Raw genomic sequence first — 20,255 nt, forward strand, 5'->3', positions numbered from 1 at the left:
CTTTTCTCCTCAATAATGCGGTGGCGGGGGCTCCGGGCCTTCCTGGCCGCCGGGTTGGGTGGCCAGCACCTCGGCCAGACGCAGGCGCAGATCCTCCATCTGCCGCTGCATCTGCAATAGCTCCCGTTGCTGGCGGGTGACCACATCGTTGAGGTCCTGCAGCTGGGCATCCTGATGGGCCAGACGGATTTCAAGATCGATCACGCGATCGTTCATGGGCGTGGTGGACATGTCGCGATACCTATGGGGTGACCTGATTCGTGGGCTGGCCGGCCTTGAAGGCCTGGATATTGCCCGCCAGGGCATTCACCATGCGCTGGCGGGCCTCGACGGCTGCCCAGGCGATATGGGGAGTAATGATCAGGTTGGGGATGTCCTTAGCCAGCAGGGGGTGATCCGCCTCGGGCGGTTCCTTCTCCAGTACATCCACCCCGGCGCCACCGATCTCGCCGCGGCGCAAGGCCTCGGCCAGGGCAGCGTTATCCACGATGGCCCCCCGGGCCGTATTGATCAGCACCGCATCGCTTTTCATCATCCGCAACCGGTGCTCGTCAATCAGCTGGTCGGTTTCTGGCGTCAGCGGGCAGTGCAGGCTGAGCACGTCGCTGGTGCGGATCACCTCATCCAGCGGCAGGCGCCCTGGCTCCGGTCCCCGCCCCGTCAGGCTTTGTGCCACCGCCACGTCCATGCCGAAGGCATGCGCCACCTTTGCCGTGGCCTGGCCAAGCACCCCATGACCGATGATCCCCAGGCGCCGCCCGGCCAGTTCCCGGATGGGATGATCCAGCAGGCAGAACTGCCGGCTGTCGTTCCAGGCGCCAGAGCGCACATCATCGTGATACCGGGACAGGCGCACGGTGAGAGACAGCAGCATGGCGAATACATGCTGCACCACGGAGGCCGTGGCGTAGTCCCGCACGTTGCACACGCTGATGCCCAGGCGCGACGCGGCCTCCAGATCCACATTGTTGGTCCCTGTGGCCGCCAGGCAGACCAGTTTGAGATCCGCAGCCGCGGCCAGGGCGTCGGCATCCAGCACCACCTTGTTGGTGATCACCACCTGGGCTCCCTGGATGCGCTCCACCGTCTCCGGCGGTCGGGTGTAGTCGTGAAAGGTCCAGCGGGTGAGGGAGTCGTGAAGGGGAGAGAGATCCAGATCCCCCCGGTCCAGGGTTTCCAGATCGAGAAATACGCCCTGTTCAATCATCGGTCGCTATTTCCTTGCCTCAAGAAAACGAAGACCCCTCTCCCGTGAGGGTAGAGGGGTCAGGTTCGATGCTGCTCAGGACAGGAGATCAGTTATCGCCGCTGAGCATGGCAAACAGGTTCAGCATGTGCAGGAACAGCACATAGATGTTGGCGAACAGGGAGACGGTCATCACCACGTAGTTGGCCTCGCCGTCATGCACCATGCGGCTGGTGTCCCACAGGATGGCAGCCGATACCAGCAGCACCACGGCCGAGGAGATGGCCAGGGACAGGGCCGGGATGGCCAGGAACAGGTTGGCGATGATGGCCGCCAGGATCACCAGGAAGCCCACGAACACGAAGCCGCCCAGGAAACTGAAGTCCTTGCGGGTGACCAGGGCGTAGGCGGACAGCCCCACAAAGACCAGCGCCGTGGAGGCCAGGGCACCGCCGACAATGGCCGGGCCGTTGGGCAGGCTCAGGTACAGGGAGACGATGGGGCCCAGGATGAAGCCCATGATGCCGGTAAAGGCAAAGGTGAGCGGAATGCTCCACACGCTGTTACGCAGGGCATGGATACCAAAGGGCATGCCGATGAAGATGGCCAGCATCACGATCCAGTGCACCGGCGGCGCCCCCACCGCCATGGCCACGAAGGCCATGATGGCGCTGAACGCCAGGGTCATGGACAGCAGCATGTAGGTGTTGCGGATAACCTTGTTGGTGGCCAGAGCCTGGCTCTGGGCCTGCTGGGTTACGGTGCTCGCGCGCTCCGTCTGCATGGGTGTTCCTCCGGACGAAAGTGGGTGGAGTTGATCAGTGTACGATCATGGTAAGGTACTTGATTCCATGCGGTTGATCAAAGCATGCCATCAGCATTTCTTGTGGCTTCATGACCAAGCCGGTTAAACTACCCGCCTTCTATGACCTCTCAACGCTGATAAGCGTTCACGGAAGGGTGGCAGAGCGGTTGAATGCACCGGTCTTGAAAACCGGCGATGGGCGACCATCCGTGGGTTCGAATCCCACCCCTTCCGCCATCTTGAAAAAAAGCCTCTGATTCAAGGGGCTTTTTTGTGTTTGGGCTTCCTTTAACCCACACCTTTACCCACAACAAAAAAGGTGACAGACCCCGTGTGGGCGCGGGCCTCGCCCCCTTCGGCCTGCTCGTGGGCGACCCCGCCGCTTGTTACACTGCCCTTCCATCCCTTGCACGGAGTTGCCATGAGCGGCGACGAATCTCCGGAAGCCTCCATACCCGATCTGGATCTTCGCCTGGATGAGTCTGGTACCCGGGTGTATTGCACACCGGGACCGGAGCAGGGATATCCTGATCTGGAAGCCGCGTCTGTGGTGGTGGCCCTGCGCGAGGCGGGGTATGGCGACTGGGCCGTGCTGGATGAGGGGGTCAAGGTGCTCACCCAGGCCCTGCGCCAGCCGGCCCCTGCGGGCCATCAGGAGCCCTTCCTGCTGGCCGAGGCGCTGGATGGCCGGTTTGTCCTGAAGGTGGACGCCAAGGGCCTGGAGGCGTCATTGCATGTGGAGGGTCCCCGCGGGGGAAGTCCCGCCACGGTGGAGCAGGTGCTCCAGGCCCTCGCCGAGAGGGGGGTGACCCATGGCGTTGACCAGAACGCCATCCTCGCCTTGCTCAGGCAGCCGGAACTGGCCCCGGATGTTGCCGTGATCGCCCGGGCGACGGCGCCCGTGAACGGCGCGGATACCGTCTTTGAATCCCTGGTCCCCGAGGCCCGCGAACGGATCCCCAGCATCGATGACCGAGGACGCGCCGATTATCGGGACCTGGGTGAACTGGTGCAGGTCTCCCCCGGTACGCCCCTCATGCGTCGCCATCATGCCACCCCCGGCACACCCGGCCTGAATCTGTTCGGCGCTCCCATCCCGGCCCGTGATGGCCGGGAGCGATCGTTCTCCACCCGGCTGCGCAACGTGGAACGTGACCCTGAAGACCCCGATCTGCTGCGGGCTGCCGCTGCCGGCATGCCCGTGGTGGTGCCCAACGGGGTCATGGTCGAGGAGTTGCTGGATGTGAAACAGGTGGATCTGTCCTCCGGGCACCTTAACTTTGAGGGCAGTGTGCGCATCCGCGGCGATGTGGCCGATGGCATGCGCGTGAGATCCACTGGCGATATCGAGGTGGGCGGCATGGTGGAGGGCGCCATACTGGACGCCGGCGGCGACGTGATCATTCGTCACGGTGTGGTGGGGCAGTTGCAACACGGGGAGGTTCACCACCCCACCGCGGTGATCAAGGCGGGGGGCACGGTCAGGGCCCGATTCATGGAAAACGCCCGCGTTGAGGCCGCCGTGGTGGTGGTCCAGGAGCAGTTGGTGCACTGCCAGGTGAGCGCTCATCAGTCGGTGACCGTGGGGGCCACCGGGGCGCGCAAGGGGCAGATCGTTGGAGGCCAGGTCAGGGCCCGGGAACTCATCGAATGCCTGCTGCTGGGTTCACCGACTTCCCCTCACACCGTGGTGATGGTCGGGGTCGATCCGGAAGGACAGGACCATCTGGAACAGGTGGATGCGCGCCTGCTGGAGAAACAGAAATTGCTCGATGAGTTGGCCCGTACCCTGCATTTTGCCAGCCAGCACCCGGAGCGGGTGGATGAAAACTTCATCAAACGGGTGCAGAACACCCTGGTGAAGGCGCGCGAGGAGATGGCCGAGCTCACCCTGGAACGCGAGGCCCTGGTGCAGCGGGTGGAACGCTCCCAGGATGCCTGCATCCTGGTGCGGGAACGGCTCTACGGTGGTGTGGAGGTCCACGTGGGCGATCGGGTGCGGCGTGTCGATCAGGAGGTGGTGGGCGGTGCCTTTTTCCTGCGCGAGGGGGAATTGGTGTTCGACCACGCCCCGTGAAAAGGGCATTATTAGCGTTTGCTGAATCCATCCACTCAACAAGAAGGAAGCCTTACCGTGTTTGTGATGATCCTTGGTCTTGTGCTCTTCCTGGGCATGCACTCCACCCGCATCTTCGCGGACGACTGGCGTCGCGCCCGGATCGACCAGTTTGGCGAGAAGGCCTGGATGGGGTTTGCCTCCGTCGTTTCACTGATCGGCTTCATCCTGATCGTCTGGGGCTACGGCATGGCCCGGATGGACCCCACCTGGCTCTGGTACCCGCCGTTGTGGACCTTCCACGTCACCGCCCTGTTCAGTCTGGTGGCCTTCATCTTCCTGGCCGCCGCCTTTGTGCCCAACAACCATATCAAGGCCCGCGTCGGGCACCCCATGGTGATCGCCGTCAAGGTGTGGGCCCTGGGCCACCTGTTCTCCAACGGCACCCTGGCCGACCTGATCCTGTTCGGTTCGCTGCTGGTCTGGGCCGTGTTGTCCTTCCGGGCCGCGCGCAAGAGAGATTCCGCTCAGGGAACGGCGCCTGCTGCCGCTAACCTGAAAGCGGACGCCATCACTGTGGTGGTGGGCCTTGTTGGCTACTTCGCCTTCTCGCTGTTCCTGCATGAGTTGCTGATCGGCAAGCCGGTGATGGTCTGAATACCGCCGGTGCTCCGCTCAGGGGGGCGGGGCACCGGTGTTGGGCAAGATGCCGTGGGGACGGATGTTTCATCGTCAGGGATGCGTGTTGCATAACCAGGGGTTGAATGATCCATGAAGAAGAATCTGCCGGTCACCGGCCGGGAACAGGCGGTATCGGATCACGCCAATATTCTGTCCACGACGGACCTCAAGGGCGCCATTTCCTACGTCAACGACGACTTCATCCGCATCAGCGGGTTCGTCGACGATGAGTTGCTCAGGCGCAATCACAACATCGTCCGCCATCCGGACATGCCCCCTGCAGCCTTCAAGGACCTCTGGGACAGCGTCAAGGGTGGCCGCGCCTGGATGGGCCTGGTCAAGAATCGTTGCAAGAACGGCGACCACTACTGGGTGAGTGCCTACGTCATGCCCATCCGCAAGAACGGGCAGGTGGCTGAGTACCAGTCGGTGCGCACCCGTCCCGCACGGGACTGGGTGGATCGAGCCAACGGTGTGTATGCCGGGCTCATGAATAATCATCTTCCCCTGGCCATGCGGTTGCCCATGCCACCGGTCGCGGTGCGTCTGGCGGGGGGCATGGCCGTGTCTGCCATGCTGGCTCTCGGGCTTGGCGCGCTTTTGGGTGCGCCAGCACTCACCGCCGTGGTGCCGGTATTGCTGGCCCTGGTGCTGGCTGGTGGCCTGGGGATATGGCTCCTGCAACCCCTCGGTCAGTTGCGTATCCGGGCGAGGGAGATCACCCATAACCCGGTGGAGCAGTACGTCTACACGGGGCGCGCCGACGAATTCGGAGAGATCGAGTTCGCCATGCGCATGCTGCGGTCCGAGACCGGCGCCGCTGTGGGCCGGGTGTCCGATGCCGCCAGCCAGCTGGCCGAGTACGCCGACTCCATGGTGGGCTCGGTGCGCAGGACCCGGGATGAGATCCTCCGTCAGCAAGCGGAGACCGATCAGGTGGCCACGGCAGTGAATCAGATGACTGCCAGTGTTCAGGAGGTGGCCCGCAACGCCCAGAATGCTGCGGAAGCGGCCTTGGCGGCGGATACCAGCGCCGGTCAGGGCCGTCAGGTGGTGAGTTCCACCGAGCAGGTCATCGGCCAGTTGGCCGACGAGGTGGAGCGCGCGGCCAGGGTCATCCAGGAACTGGAAGAAAGTGCCGGCTCCATCAGCGCGGTCCTGGAGGTGATTCGGGGCATCGCCGAGCAGACCAACATGCTGGCCTTGAACGCCGCCATTGAAGCGGCCCGGGCCGGTGAGCATGGGCGTGGTTTCTCCGTGGTGGCCGACGAGGTGCGCAGCCTGGCATCCCGCACCCATGAATCCACGCAGGAAATCCAGAGCACCATCGAAAAGCTGCAGCGTGGCGCCCATTCCTCGGTGGAGGTGATGCAGAACAGCCGCAAGCAGGCGGAGAAGAGCGTTGAGCAGGCAGGTCGGGCAGCCCAGTCCCTCGAAGAGATCGCCAGTAGCGTCGCCGCCATCACCGACATGAGTGCCCAGATCGCCACGGCCGTGGATCAGCAGGGATCGGTCAGCGAGGAGATCAACCAGAGCATCACCCGCATCCGTGGCTATGCCGATGGCAATGCCGATTCCGGTCAGCAGATCGAGTCGGCGGCCAGCCAGGTGGCGGGACTTTCCGCTGAACTCAAACTGCTGGCCCGACAATTCTGGGAGCGCCGCAACTGATGACTCACGCGAGGCCCACATTCCATCACCCGGCCCCCTCCCATGCCGGAGGCAAACCATGAAAAAGAATCTGCCGGTTACCGGGCGGGAGAAGACCTTTTCCGCCAATACCAACATCCTGTCCACCACCGATGCCAAGGGCATGATCACCGATGTAAACGATGATTTCGTGGACATCAGCGGTTTCTCGGCCGATGAACTGATGCGCCAGAACCACAACATCGTGCGTCACCCGGACATGCCGCCCGCGGCCTTCCAGAATCTCTGGGACACCATCAAGAATGGGCAGTCCTGGATGGGGCTGGTGAAGAATCGCTGCAAGAATGGTGATCACTACTGGGTGAGTGCCTACGTCACTCCCATTCGTCACAACGGCCGGATCACCGAATACCAGTCCGTGCGCACCCGTCCTCCCCGGGAGTGTGTGGAGCGCGCCGACAGGCTGTATGCCCAGGTGATGGCTGGCCGGCCGCCCTTTGCCTTGAGATGGGCCTTGCCCGGCCTGCGCATGCGCCTGCTCGGTGCCGTGGGCCTGGCCGGCGTGGTGGGGTGGCTCGGTAGTGCCCTGGTGGGTGTGCCCGCCAGCCACACACTGATGCCCATCCTGCTGTTCGTGGCCCTGGCAGGCGGCTGGGCCTGGTGGGTCACCAGGCCCCTGGCCCGACTGCAGGTGCAGGCCCGCTCAGTGGTGCACAACCCGTTGTGTCAGTACGTCTATACCGGTCGTGTGGACGAGGTGGGGGAGATCCAGTTTGCCATGCGCATGCTGGCCACCGAGACCGGGGCTGCCGTGGGTCGCGTGGCGGAGGCGGCGCATCGCCTTTCCCGGCAGATCAAGGAGATGACCGGCGTCATTGAGCAGACACGACAGGAGATCCTGCGCGAGCAGGCCGAGACCGACCAGGTGGCCACCGCCGTGAACGAGATGGCCGCCAGTGTGCAGGAGGTGGCCCGTAATGCCCAGCATACCGCCCGTTCAGCCGAGCAGGCCGATGCCAGTGCCGCCAGCGGTCGCCGGGTGGTGGTGTCCACCGGTGAGGCCATCGGCAATCTGTCGGATGAGGTGGAGCGGGCCACCCAGGCGATCCATGAGCTGGAGCAGCGCACCGAGGAGATCAGTACGGTGGTGGAGGTGATCCAGGGGATTGCCGAGCAGACCAACCTGCTGGCCCTGAATGCTGCCATCGAGGCGGCCCGCGCAGGCGAGGAGGGTCGGGGTTTTGCGGTGGTGGCCGATGAGGTGCGCAGCCTGGCAGCCCGCACCCAGAACGCCACCCAGGAGATCCAGGGCATGATCGAAAAGCTCCAGGCGGGCGCCCAGTCTTCGGTGCAGGTGATGGGCCAGAGTCAGGAACAGGCCGAGCGCAGTGTTCGTCAGGCCGACGAGGCGGCGCAGTCACTGGAGGAGATCGCCCGCAGCGTGAGTTCCATTACCGAGATGAGCGTGCAGATCGCCACAGCGGTGGATGAGCAGAGTGCCGTGAGCGAGGAGATCAACCGCAGCATCACGAACATCCGTCATTCAGCGGATGGCAATGCCGATGCCATCGTCAACATCGAGCAGGCCGCCCAGGAGCTCAATCAGTTATCCGAGCACCTGGAAGTGCTGGCGGGGCAGTTCTGGGATCGCATCCACTAATGCAAAGAAAAAGGGGACAGATAAATCTGTCCCCTTTTTCTCTAACTGAAGGCCTTCAGCGCCGCTGCCAGTTCCGGGTGATCCTCGGCATGGGTGTGCACGTCCACCCCGGCGGCGATGGCGTCCCAGGCCTGGCGGATGCTGGTGGCGCCGGCGCGGGGGCCCATGGGGTGGCCGAAGACACCCCGGCCGGGTACGAAGCCAAAGTCCACGCTGCCCACCTTGTCGTACACCCGCTTGAGGGTGGCCGCTGAATCACTCCCGCCGGGTACCGGCAGGCAGGGCTTGATCTGGCCCATGGGCTCCAGACAGGCGCGGATGTTGTCACGCACCTCCTCGTCGGTGGTCATCATGCGGGGGCCAAAGCCGGGCATGATCACCGAGTCAAAGCCCGCCAGACGTTGCAGGCGGGTCATCACCCGGCTGTGCACGCCGTAATGGGGCAGGCGACTGAAGGCGGCGATGAAGGGAAAATGGGCGATCAGCGGCACCTGGGTGTGCTTGCGCAGCATGCGCACGCCGGACAGGCCCACGGGCAGGGCATTGACCAGCAGGGCATTGGCGCCCCGTGCCACGGCGGCATCGTGCAACTCCACCAGCCGATCCACCTCGTCGGTGATGTTGGCCAGGTACATCTTGGGGGTGCCGGTGGCCTCTTCGGCGTCACGTCGGGCGCGCCCCAGGTGTTCGCAGCGCTCGGTCAGGGGGGACCAGTCCGGGTCCGCCAGCATCTCGTCATCCTTGGCGATGTCCAGGCCGCCCAGCCAGGCCTCGTGGCCAATGGCGGAGAAGGCATCCGGTGGCAGGCCGATATTGGGTTTGATCACCCCGAAGAAGATGGGGCGGTCATGGGCATTGAGTTGATCCCTGAGCCCCTGCACACCGAACTTCGGGCCCTGAAAGTGGGTCAGGAAGCTGTCTGGAAAGTGGATGTCCTGCAACTTGATCAACGGGATGCCGGGGGTGAAGAAAGGCCCTTCGCCCAGCACTGCCGAGATCAGATTGGGGATGCGCGGGCCAAAGTTCTCATGGGGATGGGCGATCTTCACGCGGCAGGCGAAGATGTCTCCCTGGGCGGCGTGCTGCACGGGATAGCTCAGGGCCTCGCGCTGCTCGATCACTTCCAGTTCCAGCACCTTGGCGCCAAAGCGTGGGCGCAGATCCTCGTCCACGTCCACCCGTTTCCACTGGGCGGTGGACTGCTCGCTGCACAGGTGCGCCGCCGCCGTGCGCGGATCACCCACGCATTCCAGCGTGTAGTCCAGGATGAGGTGCTTTTCCAGATCGATCTGGTGGGGTTCGGCAAAGAAGCCGTCGATGTCGGAGGCCTGCATGGGCGTTACTCGGTTCCCATGAAATGGACGGAAAGACGGCGCTCCGGGCGGGGGCCGTCCAGTTCGATGAAAAAGATGGATTGCCAGCTGCCCAGGCGCAATTCGCCCTCCACGATGGGGATGGTCTCCGAGGCGTTCATGAACAGCCCCATGAGATGGGAATGGGCGTTGTCCCGGCCATCCACCGGATTCTCGTTGTGCCGGTAGTCCCCGTCACGGGGCACCAGGCGCTTGAGGTAAGTGAGCATGTCCTGCTGGAGCATGGGCTCCTGCTCATTGAGGTTCACGTAGGCGGTGGTGTGTCGTGAGATCAGGGTGACGATGCCATTGCGGATACCGCTGTCGGCAAACAGGTCACGAACATGCTGGGTGACATCCAGGATCTGGATGGGGGCCTCGGTGGCAAGCGGCAGTTCGTGGTGGCTGATCTTCATGACAGGCCCGGCAGTGGGAGGTGGGTGAAAGCTAGCCGGGGGTGGGAGAGGCTGTCAAGCTGTGATGAAACAGCCGGCAGGGCGAAGCCCCCCGTGGGAGCGGGCCCCGCCCGCGAAGGGGAGCGGCCATGAAGCAGGGCGCTGCTGGCGCAGCGCATCGCCGGCAAGGCCAGCTCCCACGGGGGCTCCCACGGGGCATTGTTTCCCCTGTGGGAGCGGGCTCAGGTTTGGGATTGCTGGGGTTCGGTTGTCACCTGGGGCTCGGCTGGCGACTCCTTGGGAGCGGGAGGCGCCTGACGCGTTGCCTGCTGCTCGGGCTTCACCTTGGGGCCAATGCCGAGCATGTGCAGCATCACCGGGAAGGCCAGGACGGCGAACAGTACCCCGAAACCAATGCTGGCGCCGATGAGCGACAGATAATCCACCGCCCCCGCCAGCATCTCCCAACTGGAACGGGTGATCCCCGGCAGGGTGATCAAGGCCATCACGAAGGTGAACACACCAAAGCCGATGGAGGCCTTGAAGGGCAGGGAAAACTTGCGAAGGCGGCCGGAGGTGCGCTTGAAGAAGAGCCCCAACAGCACCAGATCGAGCACGATCAGCGGGATCAGCAGCCAGAACCACCCACGGAAAAACTCCAGTACCACAGCCAGAATGCCTACGAATGAAAAGGCCATTGCTTGCTCCTAAGTTTGCAACGTGAATCAGATACGGCCGCGCAGCATGGCGCGGTAGGCGGCCAGCAGGAGACGATCCTTCATGACCCACGGCACCCAGTGTTCCTCGTAGGGGCTGATCACCGGGAAAGACGGTTTCATTTTCAGGTCGTAATCGAATTCCACCAGAATGGCCTTGCCCAGTTCAGTGATCAGAGGGCAGGAGGTGTAGCCATCGTAGCTGGCCGAGTTCTCACGGCCCTGAATGGCCTGGATCATGTTCTCCACGGCCACCGGTACCTGCGACTTCACGCTGGCCGCCGTCTTGCCGATGGGCACGCCGTTGATGTCGCCGGCGCCAAAGACATTGGCATACCGATTGTGCTGCAGGGTGTGGCGATCCACTTCCAGCCAGCCCTTGAACGGGGCCTCCTGAGCCGCCAGTTCACTCTCGCGCAGGGAATCCGGTGCGCTCATGGGTGGCACCACGTGGATGAAGTCGTAATCCAGGGTCTCGTCACCCAGGGGAGTTTCGAAGGTGGCGGTCTTGGCGTCCGGGTCGATGGCCGTGAGGGGGTGATCCCAGTGAATCTCGATGCCACGTTCCGGGAAGTTCTTGCTCAGGAAGTCGTCGGCATCCGGTTGGGAGAACAGGCTGGCCCCCGGTGGCAGGTAATGCATCTCGGCGCGATCCCGGGTGCCGCGCTCCTTCATGCGACTCTCGGTGAGCATGGTGACCTTCAGCGGCGCGCCGGCACATTTGATGTCGCCGCGGGGGCGGGTGAACAGGCCCACACCGCCGTTATCGACGAACTCATCCACGGCCCGCCAGGTACGCTGTGCCACATCGGGCGTATCGTAAACACAGCCCACGCCGCGTTGACCGATCAGCTCTTTCGACATGCCCTCCACTTGGTCGTAATTGACCTGCAGGCCCGTCGTCACCATGAGGTAATCGTATTCCACGGTGCGCCCATCCTCAGTGATCACCCGGTTGTTGTCCGGGTCATATTCGGCCACCATGTCGTGCATCCAGTGCACACCGGAGGGTATGTAGCGACGGTTGTTGTCCAGGGTTTTGGTCGTTTCCCACACGCCGGTGGCCACCAGGGTGAGTCCGGGCTGGTAATAGTGCGCTTCGCGCCGATCGATCAGGGTGATCTGGGCGCCTTCCAGTTCGCGATTCAGTCGCGTGGCGCAGGACAGGCCAGCGGCCCCGGCGCCCACAATGACAATGCGGGCGTTGGTGGATACGGCGCGGGCCGTACCCGAATAAAGCAGGCCGCTGGTGGCGGCGCCGGCCAGCAGGGCACCGCCGCCGGAAAGTCGCAGGAAGTCACGTCGGGAGAGGCCTTTGTCGCCCAGCGCGCGCTGGACCGCCGATTGGATCTGTTTATCTTTATGGTTCATCGGTACTTCGCTCCATACCTCGGGGTGGTCAGCCGGGGGTGGGTCGAACGGACGCCCGGGGGCGTGGCATAGAGGCTCACCGCTGCGGCTGTAATGTTCGCTTTATAGTATAAGCATATTAGCATGTTGTCGGCGCGAACAATCCAGCAAACCGTTACAATGCGCGCCTCGACAGACCCAACAAACCTACAAAGGCTGGCGACGCTGGCCGATCTGCCGGACCATTTCCCATGAGTGCGAACCCCAGCCCTATCCAGCCCATCGAGTTCAAGGGCCGCATGATCCTGGTCTCCATCCTGAGGCTGCACCCGGCCGAGCCGGCGGTGCTGCAGGAGGCCCTGGAGGCGCGCATGCACGAGGCGCCGGACCTGATGCGTGACATGCCCGTGGTGGTGGACCTGGATGCCATGGCCGACACGCCGGCTCAGGACCTGCTTTCGGTGCTGGAAACGGTGCGCCAGCATGGATTGAAGCTGATTGGATTACTCCACAGCGAGGCTTCGGCGCCGTTCGCTGATCGCACGGGCCTGCCACTGATCGTGCTCGGCCCCCGCGCTGGTGGCGAGATACCACTGCGGCCGGCACCGAAGCCCGCGACTGACAGTGCCCCCAAAGAGCCTCCGGAAGCCGCCCCGGTGGCCCCCGTACAGGCCGTCCATACACCCTCCCTGGTGGTCAACCAGCCGGTGCGTTCCGGGCAGCAGGTGTATGCACGCGGGGGAGACCTGATCATCACTGGTGCGGTGTCGGCAGGGGCAGAGGTGCTGGCCGATGGGCACATCCATGTGTATGGCCCGCTGCGGGGCAAGGCCCTGGCCGGTGTGCGCGGGCTGGATTCGGCACGCATCTTTTGTCGGCGTCTGGATGCAGAACTGGTATCCATTGCCGGACATTACCGTATTGCAGAGGATATCCTGGACACCGAGCGGGGTGATAATCGCCTGATCACCCTGTCCGGTGAGACCATCAGGATTTCGGAAATCTAGCGCTGAACCTTCTAAGGAGATGCAGGCTTTATGTCACGCATTGTAGTTGTTACCTCGGGTAAGGGAGGGGTGGGCAAGACCACCACGTCTGCCGCCATCGCCACCGGACTGGCCCAGGAGGGGCACAAGACCGCCGTTGTGGACTTCGATGTGGGTCTGCGCAACCTGGACCTGATCATGGGTTGCGAGCGGCGGGTGGTGTATGACTTCGTCAATGTGATCAACGGCGACGCCAACCTGCGTCAGGCCCTGATCAAGGACAAGCGCACCGAGAACCTCTACATCCTGCCGGCGTCCCAGACCCGGGACAAGGAAGCCCTCACTCAGGAAGGGGTGGAAAAGGTGCTGGAGGAGTTGTCCAAGGAGTTTGAATACATCATCTGCGACAGCCCCGCCGGCATCGAGCGCGGTGCCCTGATGGCGGCCTATTTTGCCGATGAGGCCATTGTGGTCACCAACCCGGAGGTGTCCAGCGTGCGCGACTCTGACCGCATGCTGGGCATCCTCTCCAGCAAGACCCGCCGCGCCGAACAGGGTGAGGAGCCGTTGCCCGCCCATCTGCTGATCACCCGTTACTCGGCGGATCGGGTGGAGAAGGGCGAGATGCTCAGCGTGGAGGATGTGCAGGAGATCCTGTCCATCGGCATGCTGGGGGTGATTCCCGAGTCCCAGGCGGTGCTCAACGCCTCCAACGCCGGTATGCCAGTGGTGCTGGACACGGAATCGGACGCGGGACAGGCCTACCGGGATGCCGTGGCCCGGTTCCTGGGCGAAGATCGGCCCCACCGTTTCATCACCACGCAGAAAAAGGGCATCTTCGGACGCCTGTTCAGAGGTTGATCGTCATGAAGGGTATCTTCGATTATTTCCGGAGCCCGCGACAGACCAGCGCCAAGGTGGCCAAGGAGCGCCTGCAGGTCATCGTGGCCCGGGAGCGCAGTAGCCGCTCGGGTCCGGACTACCTCCCGGCGCTGCACAAGGAGTTGCTGGAGGTGATCCGCAAGTATGTCCAGGTGGGTGACGATGCGGTGCAGATGAACCTGGAAAACGAGGGTGACTGCGAGATCCTGGAGGTGAACATCACCCTGGGGGACAAGCAGTAGGGAGCGGGGTGGTCAGACCCCCGGTTCCACCTCCCAGGGGCCTGGGCGTCCCGGCACGGAGCAAAGCTGATCCAGCCGGGCGCTGAACCGTGCCCGGGAGATGGATTCCGCGCCCATGCGTGTCATGTGCTCGGACGGGGTCTGGCAGTCCAGTAGCGGATAGCCCCAGTGCTGCAGGTGCCGGCACAGGACCACCAGGGCCACCTTGGAGGCGTCGGTGGCATGGCTGAACATGGACTCCCCGAAGAACACCCGGCCCACGGTCACCCCGTACAGGCCGCCTACCAGTTCTCCCTGCCGCCATACTTCCACCGAGTGGGCATAGCCGGTGCGGTGCATCTGGGTGAACGCCTGCTGCATCCCGTAGGTGATCCAGGTGCCGTCCACGCCACGTCTTGGGCCGGCGCAGCCCTTGATCACTTCGTTGAATGCCTGGTCGAAGGTGACGGTGAACTCGCCACGACGCAGGGTCTTCTTGAGGCTGCGGCTGACGCGCACGTTTTCGGGGTAGATCACGGTGCGCGGGTCCGGCGACCACCAGAGGATGGGCTGTCCGGCCTCGTACCAGGGGAAGATGCCGTGTCGGTAGGCGTTCAGCAGCCTCGGCAGGCTCAGGTCCCCGCCTGCGGCCAGCAGCCCGTTGGGTTCACGCAGGGCCCGTTCCACCGGCGGAAAGGGTTCGTCTGTCTGGCCAGGGCGCAGCCAGGTGAGGGATTGCACTTGGTTGTTGCCAGACATGGCGTCTCCATTCTCTTGAGTCTGCAACGTCGTTTCCCCAGTATCGCCGCAGTGGTGCCTATAGGGAAGGGTTCCTTTCCTCGCCCCTCACCCCAACCCCTCTCCCCGCAGGGGAGAGGGGCATCAGATCTGTCGGAAAGGGGACAGACTCATCAGCTTCTCGCACTGCTCCCGCATGGCCTCCTCTTCGCGACGACAGAAATCCGCCACAGGGCCGCGCAGTCCGGCATTGTCCACCCAGTGGGCGGACCAGGTGCGGGTGGGCAGAAAGCCCCGGCTGATCTTGTGTTCCCCCTGGGCGCCTGGCTCGAACCGGTCCAGACCGTGGCGGATGCAGTAGTCGATGCCCTGGTAATAACAGGCCTCGAAATGCAGGCCGTCATAGTCCCGTTCGCATCCCCAGTAACGGCCATATAGGGTGTCGCGGCTTCGGTAGCACAGGGCTGCCGCCACCGGCTGGTCATCTTCCTCGGCCAGTACCATGATCACCTGGCGACCCAGTGTGCGGGCGGTTTCCCGGAAGAACTCCAGGGTGAGGGTGGGGATGCCGAACTTGCGCTCGAAGGTGGCCAGGTAAAAGCGGTGGAACACCGCCCAAAGCGCGTCATCCACCTCATCCCCATGCAGGATGCGCACGTCCAGCCCCTGCTCCTGCACCCGGCGCCGTTCCCGTTTCACGTTCTTGCGTTTCTTGGAGCTGAAGCAGTCCAGGAAATCATCGAAATCCCGGTAACCATCGTTGCGCCAGTGATACTGACAGCCCATGCGCAGGGCCAGTCCCATCTCCCTGAGGGCCTGGGTGTCCTCGGTGTCCGTGAACAAAAAGTGCGTGGTGGACAACCCCTGGCTGCCGGTGAACTCGATGGCCTGCTGGATCAGGGTCTGACGCAGTGCCCGTGTATCGCGCTGGGGGTGGACCAGCAGGCGCGGGCCGGTGGCCGGGGTGTAAGGGATGGAGGACACCAGTTTGGGGTAGTAACGCAGCCCCGAGCGCTGCCAGGCCTGCTCCCAGGCCCAGTCGAACACGAACTCGCCGTAGTTGTTGGTCTTGGCATAGAGGGGCAGGGCGGCCACCAGGGTGCCATCCGGCTCCCGCAGGATCATGTGGCGGGGATACCAGCCAAACTTCGAGCCCAGGCAGTCGTGCCTCTCCAGGGCGGAGAGGAAGGCATGGCTGAGGAAAGGGTGGTCATGGCCACCCAAAAGATCCCATTCCTGCGGCTGGATAGGGTCCAGGGCATCGATGATGCGAAGTTCCAGCGCGGCGTGGGAGGCATCAGCCATGGTGGAGCCTTGATGTGGGCACCCTGATTAGGACCGGGTGGGGCGGCCGGTGTTCCATGGTGCAACCTGTCATGGTCGCCCTCATCCCCGGCCCTTGCTACACCTCGTCCAGAAACCGCTCTGCATCCAGCGCCGCCATGCAGCCGGCGCCGGCCGAAGTGACCGCCTGCCGGTAGACATGGTCCATCACATCCCCCGCCGCGAACACCCCAGGAATACTGGTGGCCGTGGCGTTGCCGTCCAGGCCGCTCTTCACGCGGATGTAGCCATTGTTCATCTCCAGCTGACCCTCGAACAGATCCGTGTTCGGCTTGTGGCCGATGGCGATGAACACCCCCTGCAGATCCACATCCTGGGTCTGGCCGGAATTCACATGACGGATGCGCATCCCGGTGACGCCGGTCTGATCCCCCAGCACCTCGTCCAGCACATGGTCCCAGGTGATGGTGACCTTGCCCTCACGCTCCTTCTCGAAGAGCTTGTCCTGCAGGATCTTCTCGGCCCGCAGCTTGTCGCGTCGGTGCACCAGGGTGACATGATCGGCGATGTTGGCCAGGTACAGGGCCTCTTCCACGGCGGTGTTGCCGCCGCCGATCACCGATACCTTCTGGCCGCGATAGAAAAACCCATCGCAGGTGGCGCAGGCGGACACCCCGCGGCCCTTGAAGATCTCCTCGGAGGGCAGGCCCAGATACATGGCCGAGGCCCCGGTGGCGATGATCAGGGCATCGCAGGTGTAGCTGCCGGCATCGCCCGTGAGTCGAAAGGGCCGCTGGCTCAGTTCCGCCGTATGGATGTGATCAAAGATCACCTCCGTCTCGAAGCGCTCGGCATGACGCTTCATGCGGGCCATGAGCTCGGGCCCCTGCACCCCGTCCGCCTCGCCGGGCCAGTTGTCCACGTCGGTGGTGGTGGTCAACTGCCCCCCTTGTTCCAGGCCGGTGACCAGCACCGGATTCAGGTTGGCGCGGGCCGCGTAAACTGCGGCGGTGTAGCCGGCCGGACCGGAGCCCAGAATCAGCAGGCGGCAGTGTTTGGTGTCACTCATCGTAAACTGTCTCCCTCAAAGTACGGCCAATCTACTCAAAGCGGCCACAAGCGTAAAGGCGTCGGCGGTGATGGTTGGTGTGCGCCCGCTGGCGCTCCTACGGTACACTAGGCGGCTAGCCTTCAACCCAGACTCCAAATTGGCTCAGGCACGGCAAAAGAAAAAGGCGGAGAAGACCGTACGCGGCAAGCAACCGACGCCCCGACGCCCCATGAGCGCTCATCTGCGCCGGGGTTTGCGCGAGGGTGCGCTGCTGGTGCTCACGGCGGCGGCCGCCTATCTGTTCATCGCCCTGGCAAGCTACAACCCCGCCGACCCCGGCTGGTCTCAGACCGGCACCGGCATGCAGGTGAACAACCTGGGTGGGCGCGTGGGCGCCTGGTTTGCAGACATGTTCTTCTACCTGTTTGGCTATCTGGCCTATCTGGCGCCGGTGATGGTGGGCTACAGCGGCTGGCTGGTGTTCCGCGGGCGCAAGGATACCGGTGAGCTGGACCTGCACACCCTGGGGGTACGCTGGTTCGGTTTCATGATCACCCTGGCCGCCGGCTGTGGTCTGGCCACCCTGCATTTCCTGCCGGGCATGCTGCCGCTCAATGCTGGCGGCATCCTGGGCGAGGTGATTGGGGAGGGGCTGGTGCCCATGCTGGACCTGGTGGGGGTGACCCTGTTCCTGCTGGCCCTGTTCCTCACCGGCGTGACCCTGTTCACCGGGCTGTCCTGGCTGGCCCTGATGGATGCCGTGGGCAGGGGCGTGCTGTGGCTCGTGGCCCGTGGCCGGGAGAAGCTGGCGGTCATCATGGAACGCCGCGCCCTGAGGCGTGCCGAGAAGGCCCGCGAGGCCGAGGTGAAAAAGGAGGAAAAACGCCAGCAGGCCGAGGCCCGCAAGGAGGAAAAGCGCCAGCAGGCAGAGAAGCAGGCCGCCGAGAAGGCGACCCGCAAGGCCCGCAAGAACGACAAGCCCCGGATCGAGCCGGTGCTGGAACCGATGGTGCCCGAACCCGAGCCTGCCCTTCCCAAGGCCAAAAAACCCAAGATGCAGTTGTCGCTGTTCGGCGATGACACCATCGACCCCAACGCCGCGCCGCCGCTCAAACTGCTGGACGAGCCCAAGCCCCAGGAGGGCGGCTTTACCGAGGAATACCTGGAAAAGCTCTCCCGCCTGGTGGAGGAAAAGCTCCAGGACTTCGGTGTGCAGGTGGAGGTGGTCGAGGTTCATCCTGGCCCTGTGATCACCCGCTTCGAGCTTCAGCCCGCCGCCGGTGTGAAGGTCAGCCGCATCTCCGGCCTGTCCAAGGACCTGGCCCGGGCCCTGTCGGTGATCAGTGTGCGCATCGTCGAGGTGATCCCCGGCAAGTCCACCGTGGGCCTGGAGATCCCCAACCAGAAGCGGGAACTGGTCAGCCTCTCGGAGATCATCCGCGCGCCGGTCTTCGATGGTGCGGGGTCGGCGCTGACCCTGGCGCTGGGCAAGGATATCGGTGGCTCCCCTGTGGTGGCCGACCTGGCCAAGATGCCGCACCTGCTGGTGGCGGGTACCACCGGCTCGGGTAAGTCCGTGGCCATCAATGCCATGCTGCTCTCCTTGCTGTTCAAGGCGCGGCCTGCGGATGTGCGCCTGATCCTCATCGACCCGAAGATGCTGGAGCTGTCCATCTACGAGGGCATCCCGCACCTGCTGGCCCCCGTGGTCACGGACATGAAGGAGGCCTCCAACGCCCTGCGCTGGGGGGTGGCGGAGATGGAGCGCCGCTACAAGCTCATGTCCCACATGGGGGTGCGCAACATCGCCGGCTACAACCGCAAGCTCAAGGAAGCAGCAGCCAAGGGCGAACCCATCCGCGACCCCTTCTACAACCCCCAGGCGGCCCTGGACCCGGATGAGCCGGCCCCCGAGCTGCAGCCGCTGCCATTCATCGTCATCGTGGTGGACGAATTCGCCGACATGATGATGGTGGTGGGCAAGAAGGTGGAGGAGCTGATCGCCCGTTTGGCCCAGAAGGCCCGGGCCGCCGGCATCCATCTGATCCTGGCCACCCAGCGCCCTTCGGTGGACGTGATCACCGGCCTGATCAAGGCCAACATCCCCACGCGGGTCGCCTTCCAGGTCTCCTCCCGGGTGGACTCGCGCACCATCCTGGACCAGATGGGGGCGGAACAGCTCCTGGGGCACGGGGACATGCTCTACCTGCCGCCGGGCAGCGGCCATCCGGTGCGACTGCACGGGGCCTTCGTGGCAGACCACGAGGTGCACGAGGTGGTCAACTTCCTCAAGGCCCAGGGCGAGCCCGAGTATGTGGATGCGGTGCTTGAGGAACCCGAATCGGGATCGGCGGTCGTACCAGGACTGGAGCCGGTGGACAGTGGCGAGGAGTCCGACCCCTTGTACGATCAGGCCGTGGCCATCGTCCTGGAGTCGCGCAAGGCGTCCATTTCCTATGTGCAGCGGCGCCTGAAGATCGGCTACAACCGCGCCGCCCGGATGATCGAGGACATGGAGAACGCCGGCGTGGTCAGCCCCCTGCAATCCAACGGTAATCGGGAAGTACTGGCGCCCGCGCCACAGGAGTAGTGCATCATGCGCAGATTATTGATCCTCTTGGTTCTGCTGGGGCTCGTGATCGCCCCTGCCCAGGCCGACAATGCTCGGGAGCGGCTCAACCACTTCTTTCAGGAGATGGAGAGCTTCCAGGCCGATTTCGAGCAGGTGGTGCTCACGGAGCAGGACGAGGTCATGCAGGCCACCGAAGGACGTGTGTATCTCAAGCGCCCCGGTCAGTTCCGCTGGGACTATGAGAAGCCCTACACCCAGCAGATCATCGCCGATGGCCAGTTCCTGTGGACTTACGATGAAGACCTGGCCCAGGCCACCGTTCAGGAGATGGATGAAGTGCTGGGCCGCACCCCGGTGATGCTGCTCTCCCAACCCCGCCCCCTGGAAGAGGATTTCCATGTGGAAGAACAGGGCGAGATCGAGGGCATGAGCTGGCTGGCCCTGACCCCACGGGAAGCAGGCTCGGATTTCGAACAGTTGCTGATCGGCATGGACGGACGTCAGGTGCGCATGATGGTGCTGTATGACCAGTTCGGTCAGCAGACCCGCATCCGCTTTGGTGACATGGACATCAACCCCGATATTCCCGCCTCCCGGTTTCGCTTCGAACCCCCGCCGGGCGTGGACGTGATGCACAACTAAGGGTGCCCAGGTCGCCTGATCCATCCTC

At 63.9% G+C, this 20,255-nt stretch carries 19 protein-coding genes and 1 tRNA gene; 10 read left to right on the forward strand and 10 right to left on the reverse strand.

Translation table 11 applies throughout. The annotated features are described in order from the left end of the window. Positions 1–9: 9 nt before the first annotated feature. From ECTOBSL9_RS10825 to ECTOBSL9_RS10835, 3 genes are all read right to left on the reverse strand, one after another. Entirely contained in the window at positions 10–231 is a 222-nt protein-coding gene (locus ECTOBSL9_RS10825; RefSeq protein ID WP_205631958.1) for a SlyX family protein, read from the reverse strand. A 10-nt stretch (positions 232–241) separates the two neighbouring features. Further along, a complete protein-coding gene (locus ECTOBSL9_RS10830; protein ID WP_063465059.1) occupies positions 242–1,207 on the reverse strand; it encodes a 2-hydroxyacid dehydrogenase in 966 nt (321 codons plus the stop codon). An 88-nt stretch (positions 1,208–1,295) separates the two neighbouring features. Continuing rightward, positions 1,296–1,970: a Bax inhibitor-1/YccA family protein gene (locus ECTOBSL9_RS10835; protein WP_063465060.1), complete on the reverse strand. Its 675-nt coding sequence runs from the start codon at positions 1,968–1,970 to the stop codon at positions 1,296–1,298. Positions 1,971–2,140: 170 nt separating this feature from the next. Here ECTOBSL9_RS10835 and ECTOBSL9_RS10840 point away from each other — a divergent pair. The 5 genes from ECTOBSL9_RS10840 (at position 2,141) to ECTOBSL9_RS10860 (ending at position 8,038) form a co-directional block, all read left to right on the forward strand. Next, a tRNA-Ser gene (locus ECTOBSL9_RS10840) sits at positions 2,141–2,228 on the forward strand. 184 nt (positions 2,229–2,412) lie between these two features. Next, positions 2,413–4,068: a DUF342 domain-containing protein gene (locus ECTOBSL9_RS10845; RefSeq protein ID WP_063465061.1), complete on the forward strand. Its 1,656-nt coding sequence runs from the start codon at positions 2,413–2,415 to the stop codon at positions 4,066–4,068. A 66-nt stretch (positions 4,069–4,134) separates the two neighbouring features. Then, positions 4,135–4,704 carry an NnrU family protein gene (locus ECTOBSL9_RS10850; RefSeq protein WP_240481123.1) on the forward strand — a complete coding sequence of 190 codons (570 nt, stop codon included), beginning with the start codon at positions 4,135–4,137 and terminating at the stop codon, positions 4,702–4,704. Positions 4,705–4,818: 114 nt separating this feature from the next. Then, positions 4,819–6,399 carry a PAS domain-containing methyl-accepting chemotaxis protein gene (locus ECTOBSL9_RS10855; RefSeq protein ID WP_063465063.1) on the forward strand — a complete coding sequence of 527 codons (1,581 nt, stop codon included), beginning with the start codon at positions 4,819–4,821 and terminating at the stop codon, positions 6,397–6,399. Positions 6,400–6,457: 58 nt separating this feature from the next. Further along, the gene (locus ECTOBSL9_RS10860) at positions 6,458–8,038 is read left to right on the forward strand and encodes a PAS domain-containing methyl-accepting chemotaxis protein (RefSeq protein ID WP_063465064.1); all 1,581 of its coding nucleotides are present in this window, start codon (positions 6,458–6,460) and stop codon (positions 8,036–8,038) included. A 41-nt stretch (positions 8,039–8,079) separates the two neighbouring features. Here the strand turns inward: ECTOBSL9_RS10860 and ECTOBSL9_RS10865 are convergent, their stop codons facing one another. The 4 genes from ECTOBSL9_RS10865 to ECTOBSL9_RS10880 form a co-directional block, all read right to left on the reverse strand. Beyond that, positions 8,080–9,372: a RuBisCO large subunit C-terminal-like domain-containing protein gene (locus ECTOBSL9_RS10865; protein ID WP_063465065.1), complete on the reverse strand. Its 1,293-nt coding sequence runs from the start codon at positions 9,370–9,372 to the stop codon at positions 8,080–8,082. 5 nt (positions 9,373–9,377) lie between these two features. Beyond that, the gene (locus ECTOBSL9_RS10870; protein ID WP_063465066.1) at positions 9,378–9,806 is read right to left on the reverse strand and encodes a secondary thiamine-phosphate synthase enzyme YjbQ; all 429 of its coding nucleotides are present in this window, start codon (positions 9,804–9,806) and stop codon (positions 9,378–9,380) included. 221 nt (positions 9,807–10,027) lie between these two features. Then, complete coding sequence (locus ECTOBSL9_RS10875; protein ID WP_063465067.1) at positions 10,028–10,483, reverse strand: hypothetical protein; 456 nt, start codon at positions 10,481–10,483, stop codon at positions 10,028–10,030. A 27-nt stretch (positions 10,484–10,510) separates the two neighbouring features. Then, complete coding sequence (locus tag ECTOBSL9_RS10880) at positions 10,511–11,872, reverse strand: NAD(P)/FAD-dependent oxidoreductase (RefSeq protein WP_063465068.1); 1,362 nt, start codon at positions 11,870–11,872, stop codon at positions 10,511–10,513. Between the two features lie 230 nt (positions 11,873–12,102). Here ECTOBSL9_RS10880 and minC point away from each other — a divergent pair, with 230 nt between their 5' ends. From minC to minE, 3 genes are read left to right on the forward strand one after another with little or no spacing between them, the layout of a single operon-like run. Then, positions 12,103–12,858, forward strand: coding sequence for a septum site-determining protein MinC (minC, locus tag ECTOBSL9_RS10885; protein WP_063465069.1), 756 nt, complete (start codon positions 12,103–12,105; stop codon positions 12,856–12,858). Positions 12,859–12,888: 30 nt separating this feature from the next. After that, the gene (gene minD / locus ECTOBSL9_RS10890; RefSeq protein WP_063465070.1) at positions 12,889–13,698 is read left to right on the forward strand and encodes a septum site-determining protein MinD; all 810 of its coding nucleotides are present in this window, start codon (positions 12,889–12,891) and stop codon (positions 13,696–13,698) included. A 5-nt stretch (positions 13,699–13,703) separates the two neighbouring features. Further along, the gene (gene minE / locus ECTOBSL9_RS10895) at positions 13,704–13,961 is read left to right on the forward strand and encodes a cell division topological specificity factor MinE (RefSeq protein WP_063465071.1); all 258 of its coding nucleotides are present in this window, start codon (positions 13,704–13,706) and stop codon (positions 13,959–13,961) included. Positions 13,962–13,973: 12 nt separating this feature from the next. Here minE and aat read toward each other — a convergent pair whose 3' ends face one another. From aat to trxB, 3 genes are all read right to left on the reverse strand, one after another. Then, on the reverse strand, positions 13,974–14,699 hold the full coding sequence (gene aat, locus ECTOBSL9_RS10900; protein ID WP_063465072.1) for a leucyl/phenylalanyl-tRNA--protein transferase: 726 nt from the start codon (positions 14,697–14,699) through the stop codon (positions 13,974–13,976). 123 nt (positions 14,700–14,822) lie between these two features. Continuing rightward, complete coding sequence (locus ECTOBSL9_RS10905) at positions 14,823–15,983, reverse strand: GNAT family N-acetyltransferase (protein ID WP_063465073.1); 1,161 nt, start codon at positions 15,981–15,983, stop codon at positions 14,823–14,825. A 97-nt stretch (positions 15,984–16,080) separates the two neighbouring features. After that, positions 16,081–17,031, reverse strand: a complete 951-nt coding sequence (trxB, locus tag ECTOBSL9_RS10910) for a thioredoxin-disulfide reductase (protein ID WP_063465074.1) — start codon at positions 17,029–17,031, stop codon at positions 16,081–16,083. 70 nt (positions 17,032–17,101) lie between these two features. Here trxB and ECTOBSL9_RS10915 point away from each other — a divergent pair, with 70 nt between their 5' ends. After that, positions 17,102–19,603, forward strand: a complete 2,502-nt coding sequence (locus tag ECTOBSL9_RS10915) for a DNA translocase FtsK (RefSeq protein WP_082829877.1) — start codon at positions 17,102–17,104, stop codon at positions 19,601–19,603. 6 nt (positions 19,604–19,609) lie between these two features. Then, positions 19,610–20,227, forward strand: coding sequence for an outer membrane lipoprotein chaperone LolA (lolA, locus tag ECTOBSL9_RS10920; protein ID WP_063465076.1), 618 nt, complete (start codon positions 19,610–19,612; stop codon positions 20,225–20,227). Positions 20,228–20,255 lie beyond the last annotated feature (28 nt).

Source organism: Ectothiorhodospira sp. BSL-9, from assembly GCF_001632845.1.
Lineage (GTDB): Bacteria > Pseudomonadota > Gammaproteobacteria > Ectothiorhodospirales > Ectothiorhodospiraceae > Ectothiorhodospira.